The 18,409-nt window shown below is 63.7% G+C and carries 17 protein-coding genes; 5 read left to right on the forward strand and 12 right to left on the reverse strand.

The window, feature by feature from the left end; translation table 11 throughout:
- Positions 1–109: 109 nt before the first annotated feature.
- Positions 110–1,504, forward strand: coding sequence for a PLP-dependent aminotransferase family protein (locus DXT74_RS19000; RefSeq protein WP_194426764.1), 1,395 nt, complete (start codon positions 110–112; stop codon positions 1,502–1,504).
- Here the strand turns inward: DXT74_RS19000 and DXT74_RS19005 are convergent.
- The 6 genes from DXT74_RS19005 to DXT74_RS19030 form a co-directional block, all read right to left on the reverse strand.
- Complete coding sequence (locus DXT74_RS19005; RefSeq protein WP_194426765.1) at positions 1,501–1,893, reverse strand: hypothetical protein; 393 nt, start codon at positions 1,891–1,893, stop codon at positions 1,501–1,503. The two genes, DXT74_RS19000 and DXT74_RS19005, sit on opposite strands and share 4 nt — an antisense overlap.
- A gap of 48 nt (positions 1,894–1,941) precedes the next feature.
- Positions 1,942–3,075, reverse strand: coding sequence for a branched-chain amino acid ABC transporter substrate-binding protein (locus tag DXT74_RS19010; RefSeq protein WP_043634023.1), 1,134 nt, complete (start codon positions 3,073–3,075; stop codon positions 1,942–1,944).
- Positions 3,076–3,150: 75 nt separating this feature from the next.
- Complete coding sequence (locus DXT74_RS19015; protein WP_194426766.1) at positions 3,151–4,632, reverse strand: aldehyde dehydrogenase; 1,482 nt, start codon at positions 4,630–4,632, stop codon at positions 3,151–3,153.
- Between the two features lie 12 nt (positions 4,633–4,644).
- On the reverse strand, positions 4,645–5,520 hold the full coding sequence (locus DXT74_RS19020; RefSeq protein ID WP_194426767.1) for a dihydrodipicolinate synthase family protein: 876 nt from the start codon (positions 5,518–5,520) through the stop codon (positions 4,645–4,647).
- 74 nt (positions 5,521–5,594) lie between these two features.
- Positions 5,595–6,839 (reverse strand): FAD-binding oxidoreductase, encoded by a 1,245-nt coding sequence (locus tag DXT74_RS19025; protein WP_194426768.1) that lies wholly within the window; start codon positions 6,837–6,839, stop codon positions 5,595–5,597.
- A 2-nt stretch (positions 6,840–6,841) separates the two neighbouring features.
- On the reverse strand, positions 6,842–7,843 hold the full coding sequence (locus DXT74_RS19030; RefSeq protein WP_043634037.1) for a 4-hydroxyproline epimerase: 1,002 nt from the start codon (positions 7,841–7,843) through the stop codon (positions 6,842–6,844).
- A gap of 373 nt (positions 7,844–8,216) precedes the next feature.
- On the opposite strand from DXT74_RS19030, the gene DXT74_RS19035 reads away from it, so the two are divergent.
- The 4 genes from DXT74_RS19035 (at position 8,217) to hcnC (ending at position 12,397) form a co-directional block, all read left to right on the forward strand.
- Positions 8,217–8,912, forward strand: a complete 696-nt coding sequence (locus tag DXT74_RS19035) for a GntR family transcriptional regulator (protein WP_043634040.1) — start codon at positions 8,217–8,219, stop codon at positions 8,910–8,912.
- A gap of 538 nt (positions 8,913–9,450) precedes the next feature.
- Positions 9,451–9,729, forward strand: coding sequence for a (2Fe-2S)-binding protein (locus tag DXT74_RS19040; protein WP_275888038.1), 279 nt, complete (start codon positions 9,451–9,453; stop codon positions 9,727–9,729).
- A complete protein-coding gene (locus DXT74_RS19045) occupies positions 9,726–11,123 on the forward strand; it encodes an NAD(P)/FAD-dependent oxidoreductase (RefSeq protein ID WP_043634046.1) in 1,398 nt (465 codons plus the stop codon). The genes DXT74_RS19040 and DXT74_RS19045 overlap by 4 nt, the downstream gene beginning before the upstream one ends.
- Positions 11,124–11,125: 2 nt before the next feature.
- Positions 11,126–12,397, forward strand: coding sequence for a cyanide-forming glycine dehydrogenase subunit HcnC (gene hcnC, locus DXT74_RS19050; protein ID WP_043634049.1), 1,272 nt, complete (start codon positions 11,126–11,128; stop codon positions 12,395–12,397).
- Between the two features lie 253 nt (positions 12,398–12,650).
- Here the strand turns inward: hcnC and recR are convergent, their stop codons facing one another.
- From recR to hrcA, 6 genes are all read right to left on the reverse strand, one after another.
- Complete coding sequence (recR, locus tag DXT74_RS19055) at positions 12,651–13,253, reverse strand: recombination mediator RecR (RefSeq protein WP_043591737.1); 603 nt, start codon at positions 13,251–13,253, stop codon at positions 12,651–12,653.
- 5 nt (positions 13,254–13,258) lie between these two features.
- Entirely contained in the window at positions 13,259–13,714 is a 456-nt protein-coding gene (locus tag DXT74_RS19060; RefSeq protein ID WP_194426769.1) for a hypothetical protein, read from the reverse strand.
- Positions 13,715–13,784: 70 nt separating this feature from the next.
- The gene (locus DXT74_RS19065; RefSeq protein WP_019100549.1) at positions 13,785–14,123 is read right to left on the reverse strand and encodes a YbaB/EbfC family nucleoid-associated protein; all 339 of its coding nucleotides are present in this window, start codon (positions 14,121–14,123) and stop codon (positions 13,785–13,787) included.
- 7 nt (positions 14,124–14,130) lie between these two features.
- Positions 14,131–16,041: a DNA polymerase III subunit gamma/tau gene (gene dnaX / locus DXT74_RS19070; protein ID WP_194426770.1), complete on the reverse strand. Its 1,911-nt coding sequence runs from the start codon at positions 16,039–16,041 to the stop codon at positions 14,131–14,133.
- Between the two features lie 73 nt (positions 16,042–16,114).
- Positions 16,115–17,125 carry a lytic murein transglycosylase B gene (gene mltB / locus DXT74_RS19075; RefSeq protein WP_043634060.1) on the reverse strand — a complete coding sequence of 337 codons (1,011 nt, stop codon included), beginning with the start codon at positions 17,123–17,125 and terminating at the stop codon, positions 16,115–16,117.
- Between the two features lie 240 nt (positions 17,126–17,365).
- Positions 17,366–18,388 (reverse strand): heat-inducible transcriptional repressor HrcA, encoded by a 1,023-nt coding sequence (gene hrcA, locus DXT74_RS19080; protein WP_043634063.1) that lies wholly within the window; start codon positions 18,386–18,388, stop codon positions 17,366–17,368.
- Positions 18,389–18,409: the final 21 nt, after the last annotated feature.

Raw genomic sequence — 18,409 nt, forward strand, 5'->3', positions numbered from 1 at the left:
GGATCCGCCGACGTTTTTTCAGCGCAACGCAAACATCGGCGATCCTAGGCAGTCCATCAGGAGTCAAACCGCGGCGCAACGCCGCCGCGGTCCAACCGCCAGGAATACAATGAGCAAGACCAGTCAACTGAGCCAGCGCTTTCGCCATGCCATCGAGCAAGGCCATCTGCGCCCCGGCGATCGCATGCCTTCGCTGCGCAAACTGTGCCTGGACCACAAGGTCAGCATCACCACCGCCCAACGCGCCTATGCCGAATTGGAGAAACAAGGCCTGATCGAATCCCTCCCCCGCTCCGGCTTCCGGGTGCTGGGTCTGTCTTCGCTGTCGCTGCGCCAAGCGCCGCCGCTGCCGGACCACCCTGGGGAGTTCCGCGCCGAGCACCTGACCATGGCGCTGCCCATGCCTTGGGGCTGCCCGTTCATGAACCCGGTGCTGATCAACACCACGCCGCTGACCCGCGCGCTGACCCGCGCGCTCAGCGATTACCGCTACGCGCTGTCCAGCACCGACAGCGAAGGCTACGAAGGCTTGCGCCGAGAATTGGCGCTGCGCTACCTGGCCCAGGGCGTGGAGCTGGACGGCGAGGAAATGCTGATCACCTGCGGCGGCATGGAGGCGCTGAACCTGGCGATCCGCTCGGTGGCCCGCCTCAGCGGCAGCGACTGCATGCTGGTGATCACTCCGGCCTTCCCGCCCATCTTCGAACAATTGGAACACCTGGAACTGCGCGCCGTCGGCTTCAACTGCCCGCCAGGGCAGCCGCTGGACCTGGAACGGCTGGAGGCGCTGCTGATCCAGCACCAGCCGGCCGGCATCATCGCCATGCCCAATTTCCAGCACCCCACCGGCCAGGTGATGAGCGATTCGCAAAAAGCCGCGCTGCTGGCGCTGGCGGAGCGTCACCGCGTGCCCATCATCGAGGACGACACCTATCGCGAGCTGTACTTCGGCGAAGGCGCGCCGCTGCCGCTCAAAGCTTTTGACCAGCGCGGCAGCGTGCTGCACTGTTCCTCCTTCAGCAAATCGCTGGCTCCCGGCTATCGCGTGGGCTGGATCGCAGCAGGACGTTTCCGGGACAGCATCCTGGGCCTCAAGCTATGCAGTTCGCTGGCCACGCCGCTGCCCAGCCAGATGGCGCTGGCCCGGCTGCTGGCCGGCGGCCATCACGAGGATATGCTCAGCCTGCTGCGCCAGCGCCTACAAAACAATCTGGCCGCGCTGCAACAGCAAATCGCCGCTCACTTCCCCGCAGACTGCCGGGTGGCCAGGCCTCAAGGGGGCTACTTCCTGTGGGTGGAGCTGCCGCCCGGCATAGACGGTCGCCGGCTGCTGCCGATGGCGATGCAACAAGGGCTGCACTTCGCGCCGTCACAGATGTTCCACACCCCGGGGCAGGACACCGGCAACGCGATGCGGCTGAACTTCAGCTTCTTCGATCCGCTGCAACATCGTTCCGGCGTGCCGCTGCTGGCCGAGCTGCTCAGCCCGACCAAGGTACGCTAAGCCTCGTCAGGCCCGGCCACGCGCTGGGCCAAGTGCTTGCGCTGCCCCAGAAGGGGCAGCAGCAAGGTGCGGCAACAAGGGGGGATGGACAGGGCGAGGAAAAAACCGTTCCAACCCCAAACATCGATCACCTTGGCCAAAAGATAGCCGGACAAAGCCGCGCCCAAAACACCGAACGCGCCGATAAAACCGGTGCGGCGCGCGCCGAACTCCTCGTCCAGCACCCCGTGGTCTGGATAGCGCAGCAGGATGCGCTCGCGCAGCTTTGGCTCAATCACAAGATCCAGCCGGGTTATCAGGGCGTGGTCCGGTTTGAATTGCGAACTCCAGTCAGGACGGGAAGCCAGCAAGCCGCGGCTGCCCGCCACCCGTTCCCGAGCGAAGCTCAACCAGTCGTCCAACTACCCTTGGGAATACCGCATCATTCAAACCTCCTTTCACTGCATCACCGCTCTTGTCGTCCACTGGCCGTTCTTGACCTCGGAAATCGTCACCGCCGCCTTGTTGAGATCGCCTTTGGCGTCAAAGGAAAAATCCGTGCTGACCCCGGCGTAGCTAAGCTTGGCCAAGACCGGCATGAAACGTGCCGGTTCCACCGAGCCCGCCTGCTGCATCGCGGCGGCCACCATCATCATGCCGTCGTAGAACTGCGGCCCCAGCCGCACCACGTCCTGTTTGAAGCGCGCCTGATAACGCTGGCGGAAAGCCTTGCCCGCCGGTCTGTCGTTCAACTGGCCGCCGGGAATGCCGGCGAAGTGGCCGCCCGCGCTGTCGCCGGCCAAGCTGAGGAAGGTAGGCGTTTGCAGCATGTCGCCGCCCAACAGCCTGGCGTCCAGACCCAGCCGCTTCATCTGCTTGACCATAGGCGCGGCCTGAGCGTCGGCCCCGCCGTAAAAGATCACTTGGGGCCGCAAGGGCTTGACCGCGGTCAGGATGGCGGAGAAATCACTGGCCTTGTCGTTGGTGTACTCGCGGCGGGCGATCTTGCCGCCGCTGGCTTGCACCGCCTTGGCGAACTCGTCGGCGATGCCCTGACCGTAGGCGGTGCGGTCGTCTATCACCACGATGCTGGCCGCCTTCAGCGTTTGCACCGCGAAGCGGCCCAGCGCCGCCCCCACCTGACTGTCGCTGCCCACCAGCCGGAAGGCGGTGCGGTAGCCCTGCCGGGTATAAACCGGGTTGGTGGACACCGACAACTGCGGAACGCCGGCGGCGGCGTAGATGCGCGCCGCCGGGATGGATACTCCGGAGTTGAAATGACCTAACACCGCCTTGACGCCGGAGTCGACGAAGCGCTGAGCCACCTGAGTGCCGATGCGCGGATCCGCCTGATCGTCCTCCGCCAAGAGTTGGAAGCGCACCGGCTGGCCGCCGACCTGCAACTTGCGCGCGTTCAATTCGTCCACCGCCAGCCGCGCGGCGTTTTCATTGTCCTTGCCGTAATGCGCCTGCGGTCCGGACAAGGGCGAGGCGAAGCCGATCTTGACCAGGGTTTCGGCAGCGGCCGGCCAGGCGCTTATCAGCAACACGGCGCCAGCGAGCGCCGCCCGCAAGGGGATAATGGGTTTCATCTCGTCTCTCCTTTGTTTTGACATGGGTGCTGCCGAAGGCAGCCCGGCGCCGCGTGGGCGACACCGGGCCTGACTCTAGTTCACGTACCAGATGGTCTTGGTCTGTTGATATTGCTCCAGCGCTTCCAGGCCTTTATCGCGGCCGCCGAAGCCGGACTGCTTGAAGCCGCCGAAAGGCGTGGTGATGTCGCCTTCGGAAAAGCCGTTGACCGACACCGTGCCGGCGCGCAAGGCGGCCGCGACGCGCTGCGCGCGCTTGACGTCGCGGGTGTACAGCGAGGCGGCCAGCCCGTAGACGCTGTCGTTGGCCAAGCGCACCGCCTCTTCCTCGCTGTCGAAGGTGCTGACCGCCAGGATGGGCCCGAAGATTTCCTCTTGGAAAATACGCATCTTGGCGCTGACCTGATCGAAGATGGTGGGCTCGATATACCAACCGCTGCCCAGCTCGGCATGGATGCGGCCGCCGTGGACCAGCCGCGCGCCCTCGGCCTTGGCCGCTTCCAGATAGGCTTTCACCCGCTCGAAGTGGGCTTGCTCCACCAGCGGGCCGACCTGAACCGTAGGATCGGTGGGCAGGCCCAGCTTCCAGCCGGCCAGCCGCCGCTTGAGCTTCTCAAGCAACTCGTCCTTGACCGCGGAAGCGACAATCAAGCGCGAGCCGCAGCTGCAGTTTTCGCTCATATTCCAGAACGCCGCGGCCAGCACGTCGTCGACAATCTCATCCAGCGCGGCGTCCTCGAACACCAGTTGCGGGCTCTTGCCGCCCAGTTCCAGCACCACTTCCTTCAGATTGCTCTCGGCGGCGTATTGCAGAAACAAGCGCCCCACTTCGGTGGAGCCGGTGAAGGACACCATGTCCACATCCGGATGCCGGCCCAGCGCCTCGCCCACCGCCTGCCCGGAACCGGTGACCAGGGTCAGCGCGGCGGCGGGGATGCCGGCCTGATGCGCCAGCTGGGTGATGCGATAAGCACTGAGCGAGGTCTGCTTGGCCGGCTTCACCACCACTGAATTGCCGGCGGCCAGCGCCGGAGCCACTTTCCAGGCGTACATCTGCGCCGGGAAGTTCCACGGCAGCACCGCGCCCACCACGCCTATCGGCTCCTTGACGATGAAGCCCAGCGCTTCCGGCCCGGTGGGCGCCACCTTGCCGTAGCACTTGTCTATCGCCTCCGCGTACCAGGCGAAGGTGTCCAGCGTGGCCGGCAGGTCGGTGTTCAGGCATTCGGTGATCGGCTTGCCGGCGTCGATGCAGTCCAGCGCCGCCAGTTCCTCCACGTGTTCGCGCAACAACGCCACCCACCGTTGCATCGCCTGCTTGCGCTCGGCCGGCGGCCGGCGCGACCATTCGCCGGACTCGAAGCATGCGCGCGCCGCCGCCACCGCGGCGTCGACGTCGGCGGCGTCGCCGGCGGCGACATGGCCGATCAAGCTATTGTCCATCGGCGTCATATTGTCCAGCCGCGCCCCCCTGCCCTCATGTCCGGGGATCAGCAAGCCGGCCCATAAGCGCCCTGCTCGGGCGCTCTCGAATACTGCTTCCTTGCTTAATGGCATCTCGTTCTCCCGTTAGCGATCAAACGCGGCCAGCGCGTCGAGAAAAGCCTTGGCTTCCGCGCCCGGCAAGGGCAGCAAAGGCAGACGCACATCTCCGGCGTCGACGCCGTGACGGCGCACGCCCAGTTTGGCCTTCTGGTTGTAACCGCCGGACTCCATCGCCTGGATCGCCGGATACATCGCCGCCATCAGCGCGCGCACTCGCGTCCAGTCTTCGACCTTGGCGGCGTTCAACATCGCCACCTGCTCGCCGGGGAAGACATTGGCCGCGCCGCTGATCCAACTGCGCACGCCCCAAAACAGGAAATCCGCCGCCTGGTCGTCGCAACCGCAGATCACTTCGAAATCCGGCAGCCGTGCCTGAATCAGCGCCAGGGCACGGCTGAAATCGCCGCTGCTTTCCTTGATGCCGACGATATTGGGCACGCGGCTCAACTCAATCACGCTGGCGACGTCGATGGAGACGCCGGCGCGGGCCGGAAAGTTATAGAGAATGATGGGCAGCGCACTGGCGGCGGCCACCCCCTTGAAGTGAGCGATGATGCCGGCCTGATCCGGCAGGCTATAAGCCGGCGGCGCCAGCATCAGCGCCTCGTAACCCAGCTCCGCCGCCTGACGCGCGCGCGCTATCGCGCCGCGGGTGGACAGGTCGTTGGCGCCGGCGATCAAGCGCAACCGGCCCTTGCCCGCCTTGGCCACGCACTCCAGCACTTGGCTGCGCTCGCCTTCGTCCAAGGCGTAGTATTCGCCGGTGGTGCCGCAGGCGACGATGCCGGCGACGCCTTGTTCGATGAAGCGCTCGACCAGTTGCCGCAGCGCCGCCAAATCCAGGCGGCCGTCGCGGTCGAACGGTGTAACGATGGGGACCAGAATGCCTTGTTGTTGCATAGGGTGTTTCCTTTGTGCTTGAGGGTGGACGGAAGCCGCGCGGCTCACTTCAGGGTCGCGATGGGGCCGCGGCGCTAAAAACGCGCCAGGCGGTACGGGTGCAAGTCCAGGCCGCTGGGACGCTGCAACACCATGTCGCGCAGCAGCGCGCCAGTGGTAGCGGCCAGCGTCAGGCCCAGGTGGCCGTGACCGAAGGCGAAATACAGGCCGGCGCGATCCGGCGCAGGGCCGATCACCGGCACGGTGTCAGGCAGCGACGGCCGGTTGCCCATCCACAACGTCATCTCCTCGGTGGAGAAATCGCCGACAATGCTGCGCGCTTTGTCCAGCAGGATCTCGGCGCGCCGCCAATCCGGCGCTGCGTCGCGGTGCGCCAGCTCCACGGTGCCCGCCAGCCGCAGCCCGCCGTCGGCCAGCGGCAGAATCACAAAGCTTTCGCTGGCGCACTGGATGAAATGACGCAAGGCCACGCCGGCCTTGGGCAAGTTGACGTGATAGCCGCGTTCGCTTTCCAGCGGCACCCGGTAGCGGCACTGGCGGGTGAAACGGTCGCTCCAAATGCCGGCGGCGACGATCACCTGCCCGGCAGCCAGCATGCGGCCGTCGGCGCAGACCACGCCGTCCACCTTGCCGCCGCGCTCGCTCAAGGTGGCCGCTTCCGCTTGTTCGAAAACGCCGCCGGCGGCGACGAAGGCATCGAGCAGGCCTCGGCTAAATAGATAGGGATCGTCGACATGGGACCAGGCCGCCACCTTGACCGCGCGCGCCCATCCATCCCGCAGCGCCGGCTCGCAATCCTGAACGGCAGCCTGATCCAGCGTCTGCCAGGCCACGCCGTGCTCGGCCTTGCGTCGCCAAGCCGGCAAGGCCTGTTCAAGTTCGGCCGCATCGCGGTACAAGGTCAGCGCGCCATGCCGCCGCCACATGCCGTCCAGGCCGGCCCGCGCCACCAGCGGCGCGTAGTCGGCGGCGGCTCGGTTCAACAAGGCCGCCAGCGCGCGGGTCAGCGAAGCCACCCGCGCCGGCCGGCTGGCCAGCGCAAAACGCGCCAGCCACGGCGCCAGCGTCGGCAGATAACGCCAGCGCACCGCCAGCGGCCCCAGCGGGTCCAGCAGCCAGCCAGGCAACCGCCGCCAGACGCCGGGCTCGGCCAGCGGGATCACATCGCTGACCGCCAGCGCGCCGGCGTTGCCGTAGCTGGTTTCCCGCGCCGGCTCGCCGCGGTCCAGCAACAACACATCCAGGCCGGCCAGCCGCAATTGCAAGGCCGTGACGATGCCCACGATGCCGGCGCCGACGACAATGACTCGCTCGCTCATGCTCAGGCCACCTCGAAGCCATGAACATAGGGATCGGCGTCGTCCAACAGGATGCGGTTGTACGCTGTGAAGCGCGCCCAGCCCTGCACCGAAGGCACGATTGCCGGGTAATCTCCAACCTGGGTCTCCGCCAGCACTCGGCCAACGAACTGGCTGCCGATAATGCTCTCGTGGACGAAGCTTTCACCAACGGCGAGCAGGCCGCGCGCATGCCGCTGCGCCAGCCGCGCCGAAGTGCCGGTGCCGCATGGAGAGCGGTCTAGCGCCGACTCGCCGTACAGCACGGCGTTGGCCGCGCTGGAGCCGGCGTTCTTGGGCGCGCCGGTCCACTGGCAATGACGGACGCCGCTGATATTCGGGTCCAACGGGTGGACGATGTCGTAATGCCGGTTCAGGTATTCGCGCAGTTCACGCCCCATCTCCACCAGTTGCGCCGGCGAATAATCCGCCATGTCGCGGTAGCCCGGCTGCGCCTCGACGATGGGATAGAAGTTGCCGCCGTAGGCGATATCCACCCGCAAGCGACCCAACGCCGACACCTCCGCCTCCACGTCGCGCAAATAGAGAAAAGACGGCACATTGGTCAGCGTTACCGCGGCGACCTTGCCGCCCTCCATCCGATATTGAGCCGCCACCTTGCCCGCTGGCGTGTCCAGGTTCAACACCCCGGGCTCGGCCGGCCTCACCAGCCCGTGTTCCAGCGCCATGGTGACCACGCCTATGGTGCCGTGGCCGCACATCGGCAAACAGCCGCTGGTCTCGATGTACAGCACCGCGATATCGCAATCCGCCCGTGTCGACGGATACAGGAAGGCGCCGGACATCTGCGCATGGCCGCGCGGCTCGAACATCAAGCCGGTACGTATCCAGTCATAGCGACGAATGAAGTCCAAGCGCCGCTCCGCTTGCGTCTCGCCTTCCAACTTCGGGCCGCCGTTCACTACCAGCCTTACGGGGTTGCCGCAGGTATGGCCATCCAGACATTCGAATTCGCGCACCGCCATGTTCTTGCTCCTCGCATGTGATGTGGCCACTCTACCCCCGCCATTTTTTGAATACAATTTTTACAGTTCAAGATGGAGAGGCGCCAGCGTAGAGAAAGCATTGATTTACATTAAATTAGATTTTTTATTCAATAAAATCATTGTTTTATGTTTTGTTGCTTTTTATCATCTTGCATTGCAGCATGTTTTATATCATGGAAAATCGTGATAACCATGCAAAAAATCATCAATATTTGAATACAAAAACACACACCAATCCGTAAACAGAACCTACAAAGATCAAAGCCGGCCGCAATCAAGCCGCCCTTGCCTTGCCATTGCCGGCCCACTCCGCGCCTGTGATAATTTGAGGATTCCAACCGTCGACACCGCCATGCCTCGAACCACCGCCCCGCGCCAAACCCTCACCGCCACCACGACCGACACGCTGCGCCAGCGCATCTTGCTGGGAGAATGGCCGGCCGGCACTCAACTGCGCCAGGAAGCGCTGTCCAAGGAACTGGGCGTCAGCCGGGTGCCGCTGCGAGAGGCGCTGCGGCAACTGGAGGCAGAGGGCTTGGTGGCGATTACCGAGCGGCGCGGCGCGGTGATCGCCCAACTGTCGCTGCCGGAAGTGATGGAGTTGCTGCGGGTAAGAGTGCTGCTGGAATGCGATATGTTGCTGGAGGCCGTGCCGCGGCAGACTCAGGCGGATTTGGATGCGGCCGGGGCGCTGCTGACGCAATTTGAAGAAGCGCTGCGCCGACGGGATGTCGGCGCCTGGGGCATCCTGAATTCACGCTTCCACCTAGCGCTTTATCAGGCGGCCAACCGGCCGCAAACCCTGGCGCTGATAGAGCAGCTTCACAACCGCACCGACCGCTACACGCGGATGCAGATTCTGCTGACCAATTTCAGCGACCGCGCCCACCGCGAACATAGCGAAATGCTCGAATTGTGCCGTCGCAAGGATGCAATCAGCGCCGCAGCCTTCTTGCGACAGCACATTCTGAACGCGGAAGAAGCTCTGGAGGCCTGGTATCAGGAGCACCAGAGCGAAACCGGCCGCAACGCGCGCAAGCGGCCCTGAAACCCACCTGGAAAAATTCCGCAAGGGCTTGGTTTCAAACAAAAAAGTCCTGAAGCACACTATATCCAATGACTAAAATAATGATATTGACATCATTTTTCAAGCCATTTGATTATAATCAATTAATGTACAGTTTTGAAAATGCTATACGCATTAAAATAACAGAAAAACATATTATTCCAACGGTTTAACAACACGCAAAACCCACACAACCATTTGTTTTTTAATTGAAAACAAATAGACCACTCTCTTGCCGCACTCACTGACGCAGCCAATCTGTATACATCTGATTACAGAAATCTGTACATTGCCTGTATCCATACAATGCGATAACAATGCTGCGACAATTTAAAAGCGATTCATCATAGTTAGACTACGGCAGACGCCATATAGTCTGATTGTCTGACTAAAATCAGACGCGACAAAATCGCTCGCAGCCGGAAAAGACTGTCCACTCTCCGGCACCTCTTTCGTGTCAGCAGAACCAGAACGAGCTATTTCGATGCCAAATTTAGACAGAAAATATGACATTCAGAAATTGAATGCAGATCAAATCGCCATCAACATCAATGGCAACACCGTCGTCGCCGCGCAGGGCGAGACCGTACTCAGCGTGCTCAACGCCGTTGGCTTGCGCCGCGTCAGCCGCAACGACAGCCAGCAAACCATGGGTTCCTACTGCGGCATGGGGGTATGCCACTGCTGCCTGGTGCGCATCGACGGCCGCTACAAACGCCGCGCCTGCCAGACAGTGGTGCAAGCCGGCATGACCGTGGAGACCGCGGCCAACCGCATCGAACTGGAGGGCCTGCAATGAGCATGCGCCCCATCATCGTCGGCGGCGGCCCCGCCGGCATGGCCGCAGCCATCGAGCTGGTCAACCATGGCCAGCCCTGCACGCTGATAGACGAAGCCTCGCGTCTGGGCGGCGTGGTTTATCGCGGCCCCTTGCGTCAAGGCGTGACCCTGGACTACCTGGGCGAACGCTACCGCGACGCCATGCAAGCTCTGCATTCGGAGTTCGCCAAGGTCAGCCACGCGGTAGAAGTCAAACTGAACACCCGCATCGTCGGCGGCGAAGCCGGCCAATGGCTGTACGCGTTGAATGAACAAGAAAAGGTCGAGAAGATCGACTTTGAGCAATTGCTGCTGTCCGCCGGCTGCCATGAGCGCAGCGTGCCCTTTCCAGGCTGGACCCTGCCCGGCGTGATCATGCTGGGCGGACTGCAATTGCAGATCAAAAGCGGCGTGGTCAAGCCGCTGGGCCGCACCACCATCGTAGGCACCGGCCCCTTGCTACCGCTGGTGGCCTGTCAATTGCACCGCGCCGGCGCAGAAGTCCAAGGCGTCTACGAGGCCAGCTCCTTTGGCCGCATCGCCAAGGAAACCCTGGCCATGCTGAACAAGCCGCAGCTGTTCCTGGACGGCCTGAGCATGCTGGCTTACCTGAAACGCCACGGCGTGCCGCTGCACTACGGCTGGGGCGTGGTGGAGGCAAGCGGCCAGCAAGAGGTGCAGGAAGTCACCGTCGCGCCGTACGACGACAACTGGACGCCGGATCTGAACCGCGCGGTCAGCCTGGCCACCGAAACCCTGGCGGTGGGCTACGGCTTCATTCCGCGCACCCAACTCACACAGCAAATGGGCCTGCGCCACGCTTACGACGCCGACGGCTTCCTCAAACCGGAAATCAACGGCTGGCAACAGAGCAGCGAAGCCCACATCCATCTGGCCGGCGACATCGGCGGCCTGCGCGGCGGCGAAGCCGCCATGCTGAGCGGCCGCATCGCCGCCCAGTCCATGCTCAAACAAAGTGGCGCGATCAGCGCCGAACTGGCCGAGAAAAATCGTCAGCGCTATCTGACGGAGTTGAAGGCGGTGCTGCGCTTCCGCGTGGGCATCGACAGCTTTACTCAGCGCGGCAGCGGCCAGTTGACGCTGCCGCGGGAAGACACGGTGATCTGCCGCTGCGAGAACGCCCTGCGCAAGGATATCGACTCCGCGCTGGAACAAGGGGTGCAGGACTTGATCAGCCTGAAGATGCGCACCCGCGTCAGCATGGGCGACTGCCAGGGCAAGATGTGCGTCGGCTATTGCAGCGACCGCCTGCGCGAGCACACCGGCAAGGCGGACGTGGGCTGGATCCGGCCGCGCTTCCCGCTGGACCCCTTGCCGTTCTCCGCCTTCCAAACCGAAACCGAAGAGGCCTGACCATGAGCAGACAATACGACATCGTGATTGCCGGCGGCGGCGTGATCGGCGCCTCTTGCGCCTACCAGCTGTCCAAACGCAAAGACCTGAAAATCGCGCTGATCGACGCCAAGCGCCCCGGCAACGCTTCACGCGCCTCCGCCGGCGGCCTGTGGGCGATCGGCGAATCGGTGGGCCTGGGCTGCGGCGTGATTTTCTTCCGCATGACCTCGGCCAAAAACAAGCGCGAGGCAGCCGGCGCCGCCATCGCCGTGGACGCCAGCACCCCGCACATCCTGCCGGAGTCCTTCTTCAATTTCGCGCTGGCCTCCAACGCGCTGTATCCGGCCCTGCATCAGGAGTTGATCGAAAACCACGGCATGGATTTCAAATTCGAGGAGACCGGGCTGAAGTTCGTGATCTACGACGAGGAAGACCAACTCTACGCCGAACACATCGCCGCGCAGATTCCCCACCTATCCGATCAAGTGCGCTGGGTGGACCAGGCTCAGCTGCGTGAAAACGAGCCCTATATCAGCCACGAAGCCACCGGCGCGCTGGAATTTCTGTGCGACCACCAAGTCAGCCCCTTCCGCTTGACCGACGCCTACACCGAGGCGGCTCGCCAGAACGGCGTTGACGTGTTCTTCAACACCAATGTCACCGGCGTGCTCAAGCAAGGCTCGCGCGTCACCGGCGTTCGCACGCTGGAAGCCGGCGAATTCCACTGCCACACCCTGATCAACGCGGCCGGCTCCTGGGCCGCCGAGCTGAGCCAATGGGCAACCGGCGTCGGCATTCCGGTCAAACCGGTCAAAGGGCAGATCGTGTTGTCGGAAAAAATGCCCAAGCTGCTGCGCGGCTGCATCACAACCAGCGATTGCTATATCGCGCAGAAAGACAACGGCGAGATCCTGATCGGCAGCACCACCGAGGACAAGGGCTTCGACGTCACCAACACCTATCCGGAAATCGCCGGCCTGGTCAAAGGCGCCATCCGCTGCCTGCCCGAGATGCAAAACATCAACATCAAGCGCTGCTGGGCCGGCCTGCGCCCCGGTTCGCCGGACGAGCTGCCCATCCTGGGCCCGATGCAAGGCGTTGACGGCTACCTGAACGCCTGCGGCCATTTCCGCACCGGCATTCTGACTTCGGCCATCACCGGCGTCATGCTGGACGCGCTGGTGCGCGGCGAGACGCCGCCGCTGGACGTCACCCCCTTCCTGGCCGACCGTTTCAACGCTCCGGCCACCCAACCGACGGCACAGGAAGCCGTGGAACCGGCGCTCTCCTAAAACGCGAAAGCCCGCACGCATGCGTGCGGGCTTTCACACTGATTCAGATGTTCCTCTGTTACAGGCCGGCTAGTCCGGCCTGCTTTTTTTTGCCCTCCTGGCCAGCCCTTCAAAGCGGCTCACAGTCTCGCAAGCAAAGACGAGACAAGGCGAAAGCGAGCAAATAGCGGAATGGCCAAGTGGCACATGAGCATTCTGAGCTTGTACTCACCGTGCAAGGCTCCACGAAGCGCGGCAGACTTTGAACAGGTTCTTACTGGCCAATGCCGCGGCGCTCATATACCGCCTGCGCCAAAGTGCCCAGGTCGACGTATTCCAGTTCGCCGCCCACCGGCATGCCGCGCGCGATGCGCGTCACCTTCAGGCCACGCTCCTTCAGCAGCTCGGCGATCATATGCGCGGTAACCTCGCCCTCCGCGGTGAAATTGGTGGCGATGATCACCTCCTGCACCGCGCTGTCCGCCGCCCTCACCAGCAGCTTGTCCAGATTGATGTCTCGCGGGCCGACATTGTCCAGCGGCGAGATGCGGCCCATCAACACGAAATACAAGCCATCGAAGCACTTGGCCTGTTCCAGCGTCAGCAGATCCGCCGGCATCTCCACCACGCACAGCAAATCCTGACGGCGCTCCTCGTCGGCGCAGATCGGACACAGCGGCGTTTCGCTGAAAGTATTGCAACGCTCGCAGTGGGTCAGCTGAGTCAAGGCCCGGTCCAGCGCGCGCGCCAGCTTGTCCGCGCCCTTCTTGTCGCGTTGCAGCAGATGGAAGGCCATGCGCTGCGCGGTTTTGGGGCCGACGCCCGGCAACACTTTCAGAGCGGAGATCAGGTGATCTAGAGCGGGAGGGTTCTTCATCGCTTTCACAATCGGTAAAAACGGCGGCGCAAACGCGCATGCCGCCAGGCAAAGACCAGACGGAAAATGCCGTAATGCAGTGTCAAAAGCCAGGGGGCGCGCGGCGCGAAGCCGACGCGATCCACTACTTCGCAGCCATCGGGCAAGGCGCGCACCCGTCGCCGGTGCAGCCAGCGCCGCTGGGTCAGCATGGTCGAACGCTCGTCGAAGGCGCCCGGTTCCAGCCGCGTCAGCCCCAAGTCATCGTATTCCACCGGCAGCAGGCCAAACAGCAGAATCCAACAACGTCCGATTTGCGCCGGAGCCGTCAACCCGACAGGCAGGGCCTTGCCCGGCAAGCGCATGTGGAGCCAGGGCCACAATTCGTCGTTGACGCCTGCGGCGCGGGTGGCGTGCGCCCACACCCTGTCGGCATTCACGCTCAGCCGGCTGCGCACGGTGAAATGGGCGAATCGGCGCATGGCTACCCCGGGATCAACGCAAAAATGGCCCGGCGCGCGCCGAGCCATCCGGATGCCGAAATCGTCGCGATCAGAACGGCAGCTTCATGCCGGCCGGCAGGTTCAGACCCGCGGAAAAACCGGACATCTTTTCCTGGGTGGTGGCTTCCACCTTGCGCACCGCGTCGTTGAACGCGGCGGCGATCAGGTCTTCCAGCATTTCCTTGTCTTCCTTGGCGTCGTCCAGCAGGCTGTCGTCCAGGCTGACGCGCTTGACGTCGTGAGAGCAGGTCATCACCACCTTGACCATGCCGGCGCCGGATTGGCCCTCCACTTCCACCTTGGCCAGTTCTTCCTGCGCCTTTTTCATATTGTCCTGCATTTGCTGGGCCTGCTTCATCAGGCCGGCGATGCCACCTTTGCCAAACATAATCGTTTCACTCCTTCACGGGTTGAATGGTTTCGATGAGCAGCGTCGCGTCGAATTCGCGCACCATTTGCTGCACCACCGGATCGTTTTTCATATTCTCGCGCGCGATGTTCAACTGCTCCTGCCGATGGCGAGCGTCTTTCATCGCCGGCGTTTCCAGGCCCAGCTCCTCCACCGTCACGGCCAATTCCACCGGCCGGCCGAAGCGTTCGCTCAGCGCTAACTTGAGCTTGTCCTGATAATCGCGGCTGGTCATGTGGCGGAAGCTCTCCGGCACCGCCAGCGCCAGGCGATCCTGGCTCCAGTCCTTCAATACCGCATTATGGGCCAGCATGCGCGCCGCGCCCAGCTTGGCGCCCAATTCGGTCACCAAGGCCTGCCAGTCGCCGTCAAACTGATAATCGACCGCTTCCTCCGGCTCTTGCTGCAGATAGGACGGCATCTCCTCGTCCGCCGCGGCGCCCTGATCCCAAGGCACATCGTCGGGGCTGACGTCGCCGTCGCTATCATCGTCCTCGTCATCCGCGGCTTCCGGCTTGGCCGGCGGCGCGGCCGGGCGGGCCGGAGCAGCTTGCTGCGCGGCTTGCGGAGCCGGCCTGGCTTCCGGCGCGGCAGGCTCGGGTTCGGGTTCGGGTTCCGCCGCCGGGGCGCTTTCCTGTGCCGGGGGCGGCGCGGACTGACGCGGAGCCGGCGAACTCAGGCCGGCGGCCTGCAAAGCGCGCGCGGCCGGCGAAATCCCCCCAGGCGCGGCCGGGGCCGACTGCGCTGGCGGCTGTTGCGGCCGCGTAGACGCGACGGCGGCAGGCCGCGACGGCGCGGACTCCGGCTGCGTGTTGGCCGGGTGGAAGGCCAGCATGCGCAGCAGGCTCATATTGAAACCGGCGTGCTCGTCCGGCGCCAGCGCCAAGTCTTTGCGGCCATGAATGGCGATCTGGTAATACAGCTGCACGTCCTGCGGCGAGATGGCGTCCGCCAGCGCCTGCAACGCGTCGCGTTCCGGCTCGTCCTGGGCGATCGCCTGCGGCACGGTCTGCATCAGCGCCAACTGCTGCAGCAAGACCGCCAATTCGCTCAACGCGCCTTCAAAGCTGACGCCGCGCTCGGCCAGGCTGTCGGCTTGCGCCATCAGCTGCGGGCCGTCGCCGGCCGCCAACGCCTGCAGCAAGGCAAACAGGTAACGGCGGTCCACCGCGCCCAGCATCGCGCGCACGCCGTCTTCCTTCACGTCGCCCAGTCCGTAGGCGATGGCTTGGTCCAGCAGCGACTGCGCGTCGCGCATGGAACCGGCGGCCGCGCGGCCCAGCAAGGCAAGCGCCGGCGCTTCGTAGGCGATGCCTTCCACATCCAACATATGGGCCAGATGGCCGGCCACTTGCTGCGGCGTCATATTGCGCAGCGAGAACTGCAGACAACGGCTCAACACCGTCACCGGCACCTTCTGCGGATCGGTGGTGGCCAGGATGAATTTGACGTGGGCCGGCGGCTCCTCCAGCGTCTTCAGCATCGCATTGAAGGCGCTCTTGGACAGCATGTGCACTTCGTCGATGATATAGACCTTGAAGCGGCCGGAAGTTGGCGCGTACTGAGCGTTTTCCAGCACTTCGCGGATATTGTCGATGCCGGTGTTGGACGCGGCGTCGATCTCCAGCAAATCGACAAAGCGGCCGGTGTCGATCTGACGACAGGCCGAGCATTCGCCGCAAGGCTCCGCGGTGGTGCCGGTTTCGCAATTGAGGCTCTTGGCCAGAATCCGGGCGATGGTGGTCTTGCCCACCCCGCGCGTCCCCGTCAGCAGATAAGCGTGATGCAGACGCTGTTCTTTGAGGGCGTTGGTCAAGGCGCGCACCACGTGCTCCTGGCCGACCAGATCGGCAAAGCGCTTGGGACGCCACTTACGGGCAAGGACTTGATAGCTCATGGGGGCGGATTTTAATGGCAATTGCCGCGCGTGGCGACAGGTTTCGCGCCGCCGCGGCGCGCGGCGCGCGGCGTCACGGCTGGGCGGCGGCCTGGCCCGCCAGGTAGCGCTGGCGCAGCTGATCCGCGATTTCCTGCACCGCCTTGGCGTACAGCGTGCTGCGGTTGTAGCGGGTAATCACGAAGAAGTTGTTGAGGCCCAGCCAGTATTCGGTCACGCCGGGCGCCGTTTCCAGCGGCACCAGCACTGCCGGCACGTCGTCGGCCACCGGCGACTGCGGCGTCACGCCCATTTTCTTCAACTCGCCCACGGTGTAATGCAGATTGAACTTGTCAGCGATCAGCTGATCGATCTGTGGCCCCGGCTGGACGCTGGCCGGCAGGATGACGTCGTCGCCGTGGCGCCAGCCGTGGCGCTGGAAGTAATTGGCCACGCTGCCGATCACGTCGTCCGGATCGCTCCAGATGTCGCGGTGACCGCTGCCGTCGAAATCCACCGCCCATTTTCGGAAGCTGGACGGCATGAACTGCGGCCAGCCCATCGCCCCGGCGTAAGAGCCCTTCAGCGTCAGCGGGTCCTTGCCCTCCTCCTTGGCCAGCAGCAGGAATTCGGTCAGCTCCTTGCGGAAGAATTCGGCGCGGCGCGGGTAATCGAAGCCTATGGTGGACAAGGCGTCCACCAAGCGGAAAGATCCGGTGTTGCGGCCGTAATGGGACTCCACGCCCAGAATGGCGACGATGAGCTCCGGCGCCACGCCATACTGCTGCTCGGCGCGCGTCAGCGCGGCGGCGTTGGCGCGCCAGAACGCCACGCCGTCTGCGATGGTCTTTTCTCCCACCGTGGAATTGCGGAACTGATACCAGGGCCGCGAGGTGGACGGCTTATCCAGTATCTTGATGATGTTGGGCTTGAGTTCGACGTTGGCGAATACAGCCTCCAGCTCCGGGCGGTTGAACTGGCCGCCTGCCACTTGCTCGTCGATGTAGCGCTGAACGTCCGGACGCGCCAGGAAAGCCGCGTCGGCCTGTGCCAGCTGGAAGGAGAACAGGGCCGCCAACGGGGCCAGTTTAAGCAGAGATTTCATGGGCTGGTTTCTGAATAAGCGTTTTTGACTTAGCCGCGCTTCTTTAAAAAGAGCGCGGCGCGAAAACTAAAAGCCGCCGAACGGCCGGCTCCTGGCGTTAGAGCCTGTTTACGAGCTCGCGAGCAAGAGCGAGACAAGGCGAAAACGACCGAAAAAGCGGAATGGTCAAGTGGTACATGAGCATTTTGAGCTTGTTTTTAACGCTGTATCGCCGCAGCGCGGCAGATCGTAAACAGGTTCTTAGACCCGGAACGACAAGGCGCTGGATACCAAGCGCGCGGTAATATCGACAATGGGTATCACCCGCTCGTAAGCCATCCGGGTGGGGCCGACCACGCCCAACGCGCCGACCACCTGCCCGTTGATCCGGTAAGGCGCCGTCACCACCGAGCATTCGTCCAGCGTCACAACGCCTGACTCCTCGCCGATGAAAATGTTCACGCCCTGCGCTTCCCGCCCTTGATTCAGCAGCTTGAGCAGCTCGGTCTTGCGTTCGAACACGCTGAACAACTGGCGCAACCGCGACAAGTCCTCGGACAGGTCGCTCACCTCCAGCAAGCGGCTGCCGCCGGCCACCACCACCGCGGCGCTGCTGGCGGTCATCGAACTCTGCCCCAGGCGGATCGCCGCCGACATCAGCTCGGCGATGTCGCCCTGCAACTGACGCAACTCGTCCGCCACCCGGCTGGCGATGCTGCCCAACCCCTGGCCGGCGTAATGCTGATTGATGAAATTGCCGGCCTCTATCAGTTCCGACGGCGTGTAGTCGCGCTCAGTCGTCAGCAAGTGGTTCTGCACGTCGCCGTCCAGCGTCACCAATATCATCAGCACGCGCCGCTCGGACAGGCGCAGGAATTCAATCTGGCGGAAAGCGATGTCGGAACGCTGCGGCGTGACGATCACGCCGGCGAAATGAGTCAGTTCGGACAACAGCGAGGACGCGGACTGGGCGACGCGCTGCGGACTGTCCGGCTGCAAATTCAGCTCCAACTCGTGCAGCGCCGCCTCTTCCAAGGGCTGGATGGTGAGCAGACGGTCGACGAACACGCGGTAGCCGCGCGCGGTGGGCACCCTGCCCGCCGAGGTATGCGGCGCCGCGATCAGCCCCATCGCCTCCAATTCCGCCAGCACGTTGCGGATGGACGCGGACGACAGTTCGACGCCGGGCAGCATTGACAGGGTTTTGGACCCCACCGGCTGGCCGTCGACGATATAGCGTTCGATCAGAACCTTGAGCAGGTGTTGCGCGCGTTCGTTCATCATGATGGCTTCATTGTACACAGG

Origin of the sequence: Chromobacterium sp. Rain0013 (genome assembly GCF_015291765.1) — a bacterium.
Taxonomy (GTDB): Bacteria; Pseudomonadota; Gammaproteobacteria; order Burkholderiales; family Chromobacteriaceae; genus Chromobacterium; species Chromobacterium haemolyticum.